Source organism: Psychromonas ingrahamii 37 (assembly GCF_000015285.1).
GTDB classification, from domain to species: Bacteria; Pseudomonadota; Gammaproteobacteria; order Enterobacterales; family Psychromonadaceae; genus Psychromonas; species Psychromonas ingrahamii.
Genome location: NC_008709.1, coordinates 932,002 through 945,175 on the forward strand (window position 1 = coordinate 932,002; position 13,174 = coordinate 945,175).

13 protein-coding genes are annotated in these 13,174 nt (G+C 40.1%); 10 read left to right on the forward strand and 3 right to left on the reverse strand.

Annotation, left to right across the window (positions count from 1 at the left end; genetic code table 11):
• Together rsxB and rsxA are read right to left on the reverse strand one after the other, a co-directional pair.
• Window positions 1–555, reverse strand: a complete 555-nt coding sequence (gene rsxB / locus PING_RS03885) for an electron transport complex subunit RsxB (protein WP_011769148.1) — start codon at window positions 553–555, stop codon at window positions 1–3.
• 15 nt (window positions 556–570) lie between these two features.
• Window positions 571–1,149: an electron transport complex subunit RsxA gene (gene rsxA, locus PING_RS03890; protein ID WP_011769149.1), complete on the reverse strand. Its 579-nt coding sequence runs from the start codon at window positions 1,147–1,149 to the stop codon at window positions 571–573.
• Between the two features lie 384 nt (window positions 1,150–1,533).
• Between rsxA and PING_RS03895 the strand changes: the two genes are divergently transcribed.
• The 5 genes from PING_RS03895 (at window position 1,534) to clpA (ending at window position 7,512) form a co-directional block, all read left to right on the forward strand.
• Entirely contained in the window at window positions 1,534–1,794 is a 261-nt protein-coding gene (locus PING_RS03895) for a hypothetical protein (RefSeq protein ID WP_011769150.1), read from the forward strand.
• A 62-nt stretch (window positions 1,795–1,856) separates the two neighbouring features.
• Window positions 1,857–3,971, forward strand: a complete 2,115-nt coding sequence (gene nrdD, locus PING_RS03900) for an anaerobic ribonucleoside-triphosphate reductase (protein ID WP_011769151.1) — start codon at window positions 1,857–1,859, stop codon at window positions 3,969–3,971.
• Window positions 3,971–4,438, forward strand: a complete 468-nt coding sequence (gene nrdG / locus PING_RS03905) for an anaerobic ribonucleoside-triphosphate reductase-activating protein (RefSeq protein ID WP_011769152.1) — start codon at window positions 3,971–3,973, stop codon at window positions 4,436–4,438. The genes nrdD and nrdG overlap by 1 nt, the downstream gene beginning before the upstream one ends.
• A gap of 412 nt (window positions 4,439–4,850) precedes the next feature.
• Window positions 4,851–5,177 carry an ATP-dependent Clp protease adapter ClpS gene (clpS, locus tag PING_RS03910; protein WP_011769153.1) on the forward strand — a complete coding sequence of 109 codons (327 nt, stop codon included), beginning with the start codon at window positions 4,851–4,853 and terminating at the stop codon, window positions 5,175–5,177.
• A 76-nt stretch (window positions 5,178–5,253) separates the two neighbouring features.
• Window positions 5,254–7,512, forward strand: a complete 2,259-nt coding sequence (clpA, locus tag PING_RS03915) for an ATP-dependent Clp protease ATP-binding subunit ClpA (protein WP_011769154.1) — start codon at window positions 5,254–5,256, stop codon at window positions 7,510–7,512.
• Between the two features lie 90 nt (window positions 7,513–7,602).
• Here clpA and infA read toward each other — a convergent pair whose 3' ends face one another.
• A complete protein-coding gene (gene infA, locus PING_RS03920) occupies window positions 7,603–7,821 on the reverse strand; it encodes a translation initiation factor IF-1 (protein WP_011769155.1) in 219 nt (72 codons plus the stop codon).
• Window positions 7,822–8,583: 762 nt separating this feature from the next.
• Here infA and PING_RS03925 point away from each other — a divergent pair.
• From PING_RS03925 to PING_RS03945, 5 genes are all read left to right on the forward strand, one after another.
• Window positions 8,584–8,895 carry a BolA family protein gene (locus PING_RS03925; RefSeq protein ID WP_011769156.1) on the forward strand — a complete coding sequence of 104 codons (312 nt, stop codon included), beginning with the start codon at window positions 8,584–8,586 and terminating at the stop codon, window positions 8,893–8,895.
• 332 nt (window positions 8,896–9,227) lie between these two features.
• A complete protein-coding gene (locus PING_RS03930) occupies window positions 9,228–10,568 on the forward strand; it encodes a Na(+)-translocating NADH-quinone reductase subunit A (protein ID WP_011769157.1) in 1,341 nt (446 codons plus the stop codon).
• Between the two features lie 2 nt (window positions 10,569–10,570).
• Window positions 10,571–11,779, forward strand: coding sequence for an NADH:ubiquinone reductase (Na(+)-transporting) subunit B (locus PING_RS03935; protein ID WP_011769158.1), 1,209 nt, complete (start codon window positions 10,571–10,573; stop codon window positions 11,777–11,779).
• Complete coding sequence (locus tag PING_RS03940) at window positions 11,772–12,548, forward strand: Na(+)-translocating NADH-quinone reductase subunit C (protein ID WP_011769159.1); 777 nt, start codon at window positions 11,772–11,774, stop codon at window positions 12,546–12,548. Before PING_RS03935 ends, PING_RS03940 begins: the two co-directional genes overlap by 8 nt.
• Complete coding sequence (locus PING_RS03945) at window positions 12,541–13,173, forward strand: NADH:ubiquinone reductase (Na(+)-transporting) subunit D (RefSeq protein WP_011769160.1); 633 nt, start codon at window positions 12,541–12,543, stop codon at window positions 13,171–13,173. The genes PING_RS03940 and PING_RS03945 overlap by 8 nt, the downstream gene beginning before the upstream one ends.
• Window position 13,174: the final 1 nt, after the last annotated feature.

Genomic DNA, 13,174 nt, shown 5'->3' on the forward strand with positions numbered 1-13,174 from the left:
CTACTCAGTTGTGGTTTTTGTTGGTATACGGTTCAATTCCCATTGCCAATTCTGGGTGGTCAATGCAATTGGAAGCATATCAATACAATCGGTTGGGCAGGGCTCAACACAAAGCTCACAGCCGGTGCACTCATCAGTGATCACCGTATGCATTTGTCTTGTTGCACCTAAAATGGCATCAACCGGACAAGCCTGAATACATTTTGTACAGCCGATACATTCATCTTCGCGAATAAAGGCGACTAATTTCGGTTTTTCCTCAGTTTCTAGCCCTTTTGGTTCGACACCCATGCGTTCTGCAAGTTGGCGCATAACGGCGTCGCCCCCAGGAGGACATTTATTAATATCATCACCGTTGGCAATCGCTTGTGCATAGGGTTTACAGCCGGGATAACCGCATTGACCACATTGGGTTTGCGGTAAAATAGCATCCAATTCTTCAACAATAGGATCTGTTTTTACTTTAAAGCGGATTGACGAGTAGCCTAATAAAGATCCAAAAATAATGCCTAAAACGGCAAAGGTTACAATCGCTATCGTTATACTGAGTATCATTTTATAATTATTCCACTACTTAATAAGGCCGGTGAAGCCCATAAAGGCAAGAGACATTAATCCTGCGGTGATCATCGCGATTGATCCTCCTTTGAAGGGCAAAGGTATATCTGAAGCTGCTAAGCGTTCACGCATGGAGGAAAAAACCACTAAGACTAATGAAAAACCAACCCCGGCACTAAATCCGTAAATAATGGACTCAACAAAATCGTGATCTTCATTAATATTCAGTAATGCTAACCCTAAAATCGCGCAGTTAGTGGTTATCAGTGGTAAAAAGATCCCTAACAATCGATATAAGGTGGGACTCGTTTTGTGCATTACCATTTCCGTGAACTGTACAACAACAGCAATCACCAAAATAAAACCAATTGTTTGTAAATAAACCAGATCTAAGGGTAATAAAATATATTTATTGACAATATATGAAACCGCAGCGGTTAAGGTTAAAACAAAGGTTGTGGCAAATGACATGCCAACAGCTGTTTCTATTTTATTAGAAACACCCATAAACGGGCATAAGCCTAAAAATTTGACCAGTACGAAGTTATTAACTAACACAGTACCAATAAACAGTAAAAAATAATCGCTCATAAGAATTTAATTCCACTACCTTTATAGGTGTATTTAGCGGGCTCTAACAGGCCAGTATGATAACAATAAAAGCGCAAATGATCAGTGTAAAAGGTAAAAAGCTCAGGAAGTTTTTTACTGACTCCCTGAATATTATTATCGCCAAGCAGGATAATTTTCATAAAATTCAGAAAACTGATTCTTTTATGATGTTTTCTGGCGGTATTATATATTTTTAGACACTTAATAACCACCCTAAGCTAAAATTGATTCATATCAAGATGTACATATATAGTGCTATGTATAGTCCATGTCCACTAGATGTTGTGTTTTTGCTGCTTTACGAAAGCTGTTGTTAGCAAGCATCAAGCCCTCTTTAATACCTAGCATATTGCGCAAGCAATATTGAAAATCTCTGCTGCTGCACAGTGTAAAAGTGTAGACGTATTAACGATTGCGCAGGAGGTCAAAGGCAAACTTAATAGCCTGCTAGAAGTTGATATTCAGAATGCAGTAAAAGAATACTTAATGAAAAGTGGAACACGTATTTATATTAAATATCGTCATGATAGCTCACTTGCTGATCAGCGTAAACGGTATTTAAATAGATGTGAAAAAGGTGAGTTTTTAGCATTGAGTGCTGTTTTCATATTGAAGCTATATTGAAGCTATATTGAAGCGATACAAAAGATATAAAAAAGTTAATGACTGTAAAAGGAACATTTTAAATGACAAAAATCGTAATAAAGCGTGATGGTGCTAAAGCTGTCTTTAAATCTGTTTTTATTGCTAATGCTGTCAATGCCGCTGTTGAACAATCAGGTGTACAGAAACCCAATCTTGGTAGCGAAATATCCAAAAAAGTGGAATATTTACTGGCAGATGCTAAAGAAGTCAGCATTCAAGCAATTCAACACATGGTTGAGTCTGAGTTAATGGATAGAGATCCTAGCGTTGCGCGAGCATACATTGAATACAGACATGACAGAGATATTGAGCGTGAAAAGAAAAGTTTACTGAATAATGAGATTCAGGGGCTTGTTGAACAAAGCAATGCGGATTTACTGAATGAAAATGCCAATAAAGACAGTAAAGTGATTCCAACACAACGTGATCTGCTCGCGGGTATTGTGTCCAGACATTATGCACGAAATCATATGTTACCGCGTGACATCGTTAAAGCGCATGACGAGGGTGATATTCATTATCACGATTTAGATTACGCTCCCTTTTTTCCAATGTTTAACTGTATGATTGTTGATTTAAATAATATGTTAAACCAAGGTTTTCGCATGGGTAATGCTGAAATTGACACCCCTAAATCAATTCAAACAGCAACGGCAGTGACAGCCCAAATCGTGGCTCAGGTAGCAAGTCATACCTATGGCGGCACAACACTGAATCGCCTTGATCAGGTGCTGGCTTCCTACGTAACAGCAAGTTACTGCAAACATTTAAAAGTAGCTGAGGAGTGGCAAATTTCGGCGCCTGAAGCTTTTGCAAAATCGCGCACAGAAAAAGAATGTTTTGATGCTTTTCAGTCACTTGAGTATGAAATTAACACTTTGTTTTCGAGTAACGGGCAGACACCGTTTTTGAGCATTGGTTTTGGCCTTGGCACGTCATGGGAAGAACGATTAATTCAAAAAGCGATATTAAAGAACCGCCTGGCGGGGTTAGGTAAAAGTAAAAAGACCGCTATTTTCCCTAAATTAGTGTTTAGCATTAAAGACGGCGTGAATCATAAGAAAGGCGATCCAAACTATGATATCAAACAGCTGGCTTTAGAGTGTGCTTCAAAACGCATGTACCCGGACATATTAAATTATGAGCAGATAGTTGCAGTGACGGGCTCATTTAAAGCGCCTATGGGCTGTCGTTCATTCCTGGGGCCTTATCAGGAAAATGGCAAAGAAATACATGAAGGCCGTAATAATCTTGGTGTCGTAAGTATTAATCTGCCGCGTATTGCCATGGCAGCAAAAGGCGATGAAATTGTCTTCTTTGATCTCCTTGAGCAGCGCTTACAGTTATGCCGTAAAGCGCTTGATACGCGCATAGAGAGACTTCGTGGTGTCAAGGCCCGGGTTGCGCCAATCCTTTATATGGAAGGGGCATGTGGTATACGCTTAAAAGCGGATGATGATATTTTGAATATTTTTAAACAGGGTCGTGCTTCTATTTCATTGGGTTACATTGGCATCCATGAAACGATTAATGCGCTTTATAATACAAAAGATATTTATGATAGTGCCGAATTGCGTCAAAAAGGTTTGGCAATTGTACAAAAATTAAGGGATGCCGTTGATGCCTGGAAGGAAGAGTCTGGCTGGGGCTTCTCTTTATACAGCACGCCGAGTGAAAATTTATGTACTCGATTCTGCAAACTGGATACTAAGATTTATGGTATTAAAAAAGGAGTGACTGACAAGGGATACTATACCAACAGCTTCCACTTAGATGTTGAGAAAAAAGTTAATCCATTTGATAAATTAGATTTTGAAATGGATTATCCAAAAATCGCCAATGGCGGGTTTATTTGTTATAGCGAATATCCAAATATGCAGCACAATTTAGAAGCGCTGGAGAATGTTTGGGATTATTCCTATCAGCGAGTCCCTTATTATGGGACTAATACCCCCATTGATGAATGTTATGACTGTGGTTTTAGTGGCGAGTTTAACTGTACCAGTAAAGGTTTTGCCTGTCCTAAATGCGGTAATCATGACAGTGCCAGCATATCTGTTATTCGCCGAGTCTGTGGTTATTTAGGCAGCCCGGACACTCGGCCCTTTAATACGGGTAAACAAGAAGAAGTTAAACGCCGTGTGAAACACTTATAATGTATTACAGTGCTTATCATCAAGTTGATGTGGTTAATGGTACTGGCACGCGCTGTACCTTGTTTGTCAGTGGCTGCGAGCATCAATGTCGCGGCTGCTACAATCAAAAAACATGGCGTAGCGATGCGGGACATTTTTTTACCGAGGCGCTTGAAAAGGCCATCATTGATGATCTTAATGATCCACGGATTCGCAGGAAAGGTCTCTCTCTGTCAGGCGGGGATTCTCTTTATCCAGCCAATTTATTCGCTATTCTCAAGCTGGTTAAAAGAGTTAAAACCGAGTGTGAAGGAAAAGATATTTGGCTTTGGTCCGGTTATAAAATGGCGGCGTTAAGTCCTAAACAGAAAGAGATTATTGCTTTTGTCGATGTTTTTATTGATGGTAAATTTGAACAGGCGTTAGCCGACCCGTCATTAAAATGGCGAGGCAGTTCAAATCAAGTGATTTATTACTTTAATAGATAAAGCTCACCCTTCGGGCTTCGAGCTTTGGGCTTTTGAGCTGAATAGTTATCGGTAAGGTGCATTCTATGAACCGCAAACAGTGGTAATCACTGCTGAAGCATACCCTACGAGCAGAAAAAAAACCGACATCGCATTTTTAGGCGCGCAGAGCTTAACCCGTTCATAATATTGAACTGTAGTTCAATTCACTCCCTGACAAAACACCTGGGGGAGGATGTCAATACAATAGATACGTGAGTAGTCCTGTAATAAGCAACATCTTAGTCAAATTAGCCACTATTTCAGCGCATGCTCTTATATTTTGACTCTCGATTTGCACATCCATTAAGTAAAGATTAATCTAAGGTTCTGATTGGCCTTCGGGCCGCTAGCGAATTTTTCGTAACTTCATTAAATAAGACTAGACTTAAAGATGAGTGATAAAAAGGCTCCAAAAACAGTGAATAAATCTGACACAATCGAAAAGGTTGAAACAAAATTGCGACCTCCTTCGATGTACAATGTGTTGCTACACAATGATGATTATACACCGATGGATTTTGTTATTGATGTGTTGCAACAATTTTTCCGATTAGATAATCAAAAAGCAACTGAAGTGATGCTTAATGTTCATTATAAAGAAGTTGGTATTTGTGGTACTTTTAGTGCAGAAATTGCCGAAACGAAAGTGATGCAAGTGATGAATTATGCAAGACAAAATGAGCACCCGTTACGTTGCTCTATGGAAAAAGAAAGTTAAGTGATCTGTATTATTAGTAGTTTTAAGTTGTTAATAAGACTCTGATTTTTTGTTATTAACTCCTAAGGGGCTTTATATGTTGGACAAAGCGTTGGAAAACAGTTTAGATTTGGCTTTTCGTATTGCCTTTGAAAAATCGCATGAATTTATGACGGTTGAGCATTTATTATTAGCATTATTAGAAAATGACGAAATTAAAAATTTATTTACCGCTTGCTCGGTGGATATTGTCTCTTTGCATTTAGAGATTATTACGTTTTTAGAAAAAAGCCCTGCGATACCCGAAGTGCATACTCAGGAGGTTGAAATTCAGCCAACCATCGCTTTTGAGCGTGTCTTGCAGCGGGCTATTTTTCATGTGCAATCTTCCGGATCGAAGGAAGTTTCAGCTGGCAGTGTATTAGTGGCTATTTTTAGTGAACAAGAATCTCAAGCTGTTTATCTTTTAAAAAAAGCCCACCTGTCCCGTTTAGATGTTGTTAATTATCTGTCACACGGAATCACTAACGCCGCGGAGTCTATTATTCCTATTTTCCGCGCAGAAGAACAGGGTGATACAAAAGAGCAAGATCCGGAGAAGATGGCCTATACGATTAACTTAAATAAACAAGTTGAAGCGGGGGAAATTGATCCGTTAATAGGTCGAGATAAAGAGCTTGAACGTTGTATACAAGTGTTATGCCGCCGCCGTAAAAACAACCCATTATTGGTTGGGGAAGCAGGGGTTGGGAAAACCGCCATTGCTGAAGGACTCGCTTACCGCATTGTGCATGAAAAGGTACCGGAAGTTATTGCCGATAATATTGTTTATTCGTTAGACATGGGCGCCTTGCTCGCAGGTACAAAATACCGGGGCGAGTTTGAGTTGCGTTTTAAAACAGTATTAGCACAACTTGAGTCCCAGGAAGGGGCTATTTTATTTATCGATGAAATTCATACTATTATAGGTGCCGGTGCTGCAACGGGCGGACAACTTGATGCCGCAAATTTGTTAAAACCTTTACTTAGTGGTGGCAAACTTCGTTGTATGGGATCAACAACGTATAAAGAGTTTGGGCAAATTTTTGAAAAAGAACATGCATTATCACGGCGTTTTCAAAAAATTGATGTACTCGAGCCTACTATTCAAGAAACGGCGCAAATATTACTCGGATTAAGATCCCGTTACGAGAAACATCATCATATTCTCTATACTAATGAAGCGCTGATGGCCGCTGCAGAACTCAGTGCGAAATATATTAATGATCGCCATCTCCCGGATAAAGCCATTGATGTAATTGATGAGGCTGGGGCGCAAATGCGTTTATTACCCGCCGGTAAACGTAAAAAAACAGTGGGTGTAACTGACATTGAAAGCGTGATTGCCAAAATTGCACGCATTCCGGAACAATCAGTGTCCAGTTCGGCAAAAGAACAATTAGCTAAATTACCAGAACGTTTGAAAATGACGGTGTTTGGTCAAAATCAGGCGATTGATGTATTAACCGATGCCATTCATTTAAATCGCTCCGGATTATCCGATGAGTCAAAACCAATAGGCTCATTTCTGTTTGCAGGTCCTACGGGTGTCGGTAAAACTGAAGTGACACAACAACTTGCTAAGGCTATGGGAATAGAACTTTTACGTTTCGATATGTCAGAATACATGGAAAAGCATACGGTTTCGCGCCTGTTAGGAGCACCTCCTGGTTATGTTGGTTATGAACAGGCGGGGTTATTAACCGATGCGGTTGTTAAACACCCTTATGCAGTATTGTTGCTCGATGAAATAGAAAAAGCACACAGTGATATATTCAATATATTACTACAAGTCATGGATCACGGGACGTTAACCGACAGTAATGGTCGTAAAGCTGACTTTAGGAATATTATTTTAGTGATGACAACCAATGCCGGCGCGCGAGAAACCGCTAAACAGAGCATCGGGTTTAAAGATCAAAAAGATTCGCACAAAGCGACGGATGAAATAAATAAATTATTTTCACCTGAATTTAGAAATCGTCTTGATAATATTATTTGGTTTAACCATCTTGAAATAGAGATCATTTATCAAGTGGTCGATAAATTTATTGTGCAGTTACAAGCACAGCTTGATAAAAAGCAGATTTCATTGGAAGTCAGCGACAGTGCTAGAAAATGGATAGCGGATCATGGTTATGATAGGACGATGGGAGCACGGCCGATGGGGCGTTTGATCCAAGAAAAGTTGAAAAAACCATTAGCCAATGAGATTTTATTTGGTGAACTGCAACAGGGTGGAAGCGTGACTGTCTCGTTAGATAAAGATGGTCAGGACATTAGTTTCAGTTATGCACAAACCCTCGCGCTAACATAATATTTACTGCAAAAAACAAAAAACCAGCTTAAAGCTGGTTTTTTTATTTTTTGCAGTAAATAAAAACTGTCTACTGAAAAAGGTAACATATTAACGAGCACGGAATACAATACGACCTTTAGATAAATCGTAAGGAGTAAGTTGAACTGTTACCTTATCGCCAGTCAGAATACGGATGTAGTTTTTACGCATTTTACCTGAGATATGCGCTGTAACAATATGTCCGTTTTCTAACTCTACACGGAACATTGTGTTAGGCAAGGTGTCTATAATTGTGCCTTGCATTTCAATACTATCTTCTTTTGCCATTGGCGATGGATCCTTTGTATTTTATATAGAGCTAATTTCAATCGGCGCATAATGCCAGAATTATAGCCTATGGTAAAGGATTGTTGTTTATTTATTAAGCCCATAAAGGTAAATGCAGACCCAAACTACTTGAATATTAACCTGCATCTTCCTGTAATTTAGGTCTAAGGGGCGGTCACTTGACGAAAATCATAAAATAGTTTCTTCTTGGCAGTTCGTAGGGTGCGCTCTGCGCACCGATTGCCGCTGCTTGCGGTGCGCATAGCGCACCTTACCGAGAACATAATAATACCCATTTCATTAATTAACTTTCCATGTCGATTTAATCTCTTGTAGCATTAATGCAATCAATGCCTTGATTTGATCTCTTTGCTTTTAAGAATAAGCGCCAGGAAAGACTTTTGTGATCCCGAATAAGTTGTAGCTCGTAGTTTATAGGGTGCGCTCTGCGCACCGATTTTGGTAGCTTGCGGTGCGCACGCTACCAAATAACCATTTTACCATGCAGATTTAATCTCTTGCGGTATTACTGCAATCAATGCCTTAATTTGATCTCTTTAGTTTTAAGAATAAGCGCAAGGAAAGACTTTTGTGATTCTAAATAGGTAACAAAATAGTGGTAGTCGACGGGTTTCACCTGCAAAAAAAAGAGTGGATTAAAATCTCTTACTAAATTATCTGCTCTTTTTACCTTCTCTTTGTTATCGTTCTCAATATATATCTTATTAATGTTTTTAATATACAGCTAAAAGGAGATTCAATATGAACGTCCAAACAATAATAGAAAAAAAAATCAGGGATAATATAAGCTTGGAATTTTTACAGGTAGAGAATGAAAGTCATCGCCATTCTGTACCTGCTAATTCTGAAACACATTTTAAAGTAACGCTAGTGAGTGAAGAATTCGAAGGAATGCCCTTGATTGCTCGTCATCGTCTAATCAATGCCCTGTTAAAAGATGAATTAGCGGGCCCGGTGCATGCGCTTGCTTTGCATACTATGACGCCAATTCAGTGGAAAGCAAAAAAACAACTATCGCCGGATTCTGCCAATTGTTTAGGGGGCGGTAAATAACAGTTAGCCAAATTACCTGAAGATGTCGAAGTCAGCATCTTTAAGCTGTTTGAGTCTATTAATAAATGACGTTACTTTAAACTGATCTAAAAATGTTTAAATAATGTTAAAAAAAATATTTTTATGTAAAATATTTTTACAAAAAATTTGAACTCAGTGCATCTAACCTCATCTTTGAGATGGCAAACGCCTACCCTCTAGTGATACTATATGCGAGAATTTTTCCGTCTTCACGTTTAATGATCGTTATTTTTTTAAAATCATGAAACGTGTAATGTTTTTATGCCGAAAGGCAACTAACATCCCATCCCTTATACATAGTGCAAGAGAATATGATTACTATAAAAAAAGGACTGGATCTCCCTATTGCCGGCACACCAGAACAGGTTATTCATGATGGACCAAGCATCACTGAAATTGCGATACTGGGTGAAGAGTATGTAGGAATGCGTCCATTCATGGCAGTTAAAGTTGGCGATATCGTCAAAAAGGGTCAAATTCTTTTTAGTGATAAAAGGAATTCCGGTGTGCATTTTACCTCTCCAGCATCCGGTACAGTGAAAGCAATTAATCGTGGGGCACAACGTGTTTTGCAGTCAGTTGTTATTGCTATAGAAGGCAAAGAAAGTATCTCTTTTCCTAAATATACAAGTACAGAACTTAAAAACGTTGGCCGTGCTGAAATCGTTAAGAATTTAATCGATTCCGGTGCCTGGACGGCACTGCGTACTCGCCCTTTCAGTAAAATACCTGCAGTTGATGCCGAGCCGGTTTCAATTTTTGTGACTGCAATGGATACCAATCCATTGGCAGCTGATGCTGAATTAATTATTAATACCAATAAGCAGGCTTTTACTGACGGTTTAGCATTGTTAGAACAATTAACAGCTGGCAAGGTTTATGTTTGTAAGGGTGAAACTAACCTGCCCAAATCTGAATCGGTAAATGTTGAAGAAAAGCTGTTTTCTGGTGTTCACCCGGCAGGTTTAGCGGGAACGCATATTCATTTTATTGATCCTGTATCTGCTGTTAAACAGGTTTGGTCAATTAACTACCAGGATGTTATTGCCTTTGGTATGTTATTTACCACAGGTGAACTTTATACCAATAAAGTAATTTCACTTGCAGGCCCGGCGGTGAAAAAACCGCGTTTATTACGTACCCATTATGGTGCCTCAATTAATCAGCTGACTAAAAATGAATTAATTGATGACGAAGTACGGGTGATTTCGGGTTCTGTTTTATGCGGTGTGACAGCAACAGCTGCGCATGCATACCTCGGACGCTACCATAATCAAATTTCTGTGTTAGCTGAAGGTTACGAGAAAGAGTTATTTGGTTGGGGTGTCCCCGGTAGTAAGAAACATTCTGTCTCTAATGCTTTTATCTCTGCGTTCAATAGGGCAAAATCTTTTGCTTTTACAACCACCACAGGCGGTAGTAAGCGTGCAATGGTACCGATCGGTCAATATGAGCGCATTATGCCGCTGGATATTTTACCGACCAATTTGCTGCGTGACTTGATCGTTGGTGATACTGAAGAAGCTCAGGCATTAGGCTGTTTAGAGTTAGATGAAGAGGATTTAGCACTATGTACTTATGTTTGCCCCGGTAAATATGATTATGGTTCTGTGTTGCGTGCGAGCCTAAGCAAAATAGAGAAGGAAGGCTGATAATGAATCTGAAGCATATAATTGAACAAATGGAACCGCATTTTGAGTCGGGAGGGCGTCATGCAAAATGGTACGCGCTGTACGAAGCGGTCGCCACTTTTTTCTATACCCCCGGTCATGTGACTAAAGGCATTACCCATGTGCGCGATAGCATCGATCTGAAACGTATTATGATCTTTGTCTGGCTAGCCACTCTTCCGGTCATGTTTTTCGGGATGTACAATACCGGTGTGCAGGCAAATGAAGCTATCGTGGATGGATTTTCCGCCTTTGACGATTGGCGTGTTGCTATTTTGAATCTGCTGGGGGTCACAATGGGCTCCGGCGCGGGTTTTTTTGATAACCTTCTTTATGGTGCAATGTACTTTTTGCCCATTTATGCAACCACCTTTTTGGTTGGTGGTTTCTGGGAAGTCCTGTTTGCAAGTGTTCGTAAACACGAAGTCAACGAAGGTTTCTTCGTGACATCGGTCCTCTTTTCCTTGATTCTTCCTGCAACTATTCCGCTTTGGGAAGTGGCGTTAGGTATCACCTTTGGTGTTGTTGTAGCGAAAGAAATCTTTGGTGGAACCGGTCGTAACTTTATGAATCCCGCTCTGGCGGGCCGTGCTTTTTTATACTTTGCATACCCGACTAGTCTTTCTGGTGATTCGGTTTGGACTGCTGTTGACGGTTTCTCTGGTGCAACACCCTTAGGGATGGCCGCGCAGGGTGGTTTAGACTCAGTAATAGAATCAGGGTTTACCTGGATGGATGCCTTCATGGGTAATATGCAGGGCAGTATTGGTGAAGTCTCTACGCTGGCGATTTTAATCGGCGGGGCCTTTATTGTTATTACCCGCATTGCTTCATGGCGTATTATCACCGGTGTAATGATCGGTATGGTTGCTGTTTCAACATTGTTTAATTTTATCGGTAGTGATACTAATCCAATGTTTGCAATGCCTTGGTACTGGCACCTTGTTCTGGGTGGTTTTGCTTTTGGTATGATCTTTATGGCAACCGATCCGGTTTCTGCCGCCTTTACCAATAAAGGTAAATGGTTGTACGGCATATTGATAGGTTTGATGACAGTTTTAATTCGTGTCGTCAATCCAGCTTTCCCTGAAGGTATTATGCTGGCAATTTTATTCGCCAATTTATTTGCTCCACTATTCGATTATTTTGTAGTGCAAGGGAATATCAAACGGAGGTTAGCGCGTAATGTCTAATAAAGAATCATTCGGTAAAACGATCGGGGTTGTGCTGGCGGTATGTCTGGTCTGTTCAATCATTGTTGCAGGCTCTGCTGTTGGTCTTCGCGACTTGCAATTAGCAAATAAAGCGAAAGATAAACAGAACAATATTCTTGCTGTCGCCGGCTTACAAACGGATAAAACCAATAAAGAAATATTTTCTTCTAATATAGTGACGCGTTTAGTTGATTTAGACAGTGGAAATTTTGCTGAAGGTGTTGATCCTGAAAATTATGATCAACGTAAAGCATCAAAAGATCTGCAGCGCAGTATCAAGCTCACTGGAAAAGAGAATGTTGCAAGCATTGGCCGCCGGGCTAATTTAGCCACTGTCTACCTTGTGTCAGATAATCAGGGTAAATTGCAGCGTGTTATTCTGCCTGTCCATGGTGCAGGTTTATGGTCAACCATGTATGCCTTTGTTGCTGTAGAAACAGACGGTAATACTATTGCTGGCATCACTTATTATGAACAGGGTGAAACGCCGGGATTAGGCGGGGAAGTTGAAAATCCGCGCTGGGTCAAACTTTGGCCGGGAAAAGAGCTATTTGATGCTCAGTGGAACCCTGCGATTCAAGTGGTAAAAGGAGAAGTTGCGCCCGATTCCAAGCATAAAATTGATGCTTTGTCAGGGGCAACATTAACCAGTGCTGGTGTTCAAAATACTTTTACTTTTTGGTTCGGAGAGCAGGGCTTTGGTCCATTTCTTAAAAAATTTCGCCAAGGAGCGCTAACAAATGGCTAAATCTAATGAAATAAAAGCGGTTTTAACCTCGCCAATAATAAGCAATAACCCGATTACCTTACAGATTTTAGGGATTTGCTCCGCATTAGCCGTAACAAGTAAATTAGAAAACGCCGTTGTAATGACGGTTGCCGTGCTTTTTGTAACTGCATTTTCTAACTTTTTTATCTCTACTATTCGTAATTACATTCCCAATAGTGTCCGCATTATTGTACAGATGGCTATTATTGCGTCTTTGGTAATTGTTGTTGACCAATTCTTGAGAGCATACGCATTTTCGATCTCTAAGCAATTATCAGTATATGTTGGTTTAATTATCACTAACTGTATTGTAATGGGTCGAGCAGAAGCGTTTGCGATGAAGAATAAACCCATCGCAAGCTTTATGGATGGCGTCGGAAATGGGCTAGGTTATGGCGTGATTCTTATTCTCGTTGGCGCTTTCCGTGAGTTGTTTGGTTCCGGTTCTTTATATGGTTTCGTCATTTTACCCTTAACGTCGAATGGCGGTTGGTATCAAAGTAATGGTTTATTGCTACTAGCACCCAGTGCTTTCTTTATTGTTGGTGGAATTATCTGGGCTGTCCGGACGATGAGACCAGACCAAGTTGAGCCTAAGGAGTAAG

Excerpts from the sequence above, each read along its gene's own strand:
- nrdG (WP_011769152.1), top strand. The coding sequence starts at position 3,971 with ATGTATTACAGTGCTTATCATCAAGTTGATGTGGTTAATGGTACTGGC.
- clpA (WP_011769154.1), top strand. The coding sequence starts at position 5,254 with ATGTTGGACAAAGCGTTGGAAAACAGTTTAGATTTGGCTTTTCGTATT.
- nrdD (WP_011769151.1), top strand. The coding sequence starts at position 1,857 with ATGACAAAAATCGTAATAAAGCGTGATGGTGCTAAAGCTGTCTTTAAA.
- rsxB (WP_011769148.1), bottom strand. The coding sequence starts at position 555 with ATGATACTCAGTATAACGATAGCGATTGTAACCTTTGCCGTTTTAGGC.
- infA (WP_011769155.1), bottom strand. The coding sequence starts at position 7,821 with ATGGCAAAAGAAGATAGTATTGAAATGCAAGGCACAATTATAGACACC.
- PING_RS03940 (WP_011769159.1), top strand. The coding sequence starts at position 11,772 with ATGTCTAATAAAGAATCATTCGGTAAAACGATCGGGGTTGTGCTGGCG.
- PING_RS03930 (WP_011769157.1), top strand. The coding sequence starts at position 9,228 with ATGATTACTATAAAAAAAGGACTGGATCTCCCTATTGCCGGCACACCA.
- clpS (WP_011769153.1), top strand. The coding sequence starts at position 4,851 with ATGAGTGATAAAAAGGCTCCAAAAACAGTGAATAAATCTGACACAATC.
- PING_RS03935 (WP_011769158.1), top strand. The coding sequence starts at position 10,571 with ATGAATCTGAAGCATATAATTGAACAAATGGAACCGCATTTTGAGTCG.
- PING_RS03945 (WP_011769160.1), top strand. The coding sequence starts at position 12,541 with ATGGCTAAATCTAATGAAATAAAAGCGGTTTTAACCTCGCCAATAATA.
- rsxA (WP_011769149.1), bottom strand. The coding sequence starts at position 1,149 with ATGAGCGATTATTTTTTACTGTTTATTGGTACTGTGTTAGTTAATAAC.
- PING_RS03925 (WP_011769156.1), top strand. The coding sequence starts at position 8,584 with ATGAACGTCCAAACAATAATAGAAAAAAAAATCAGGGATAATATAAGC.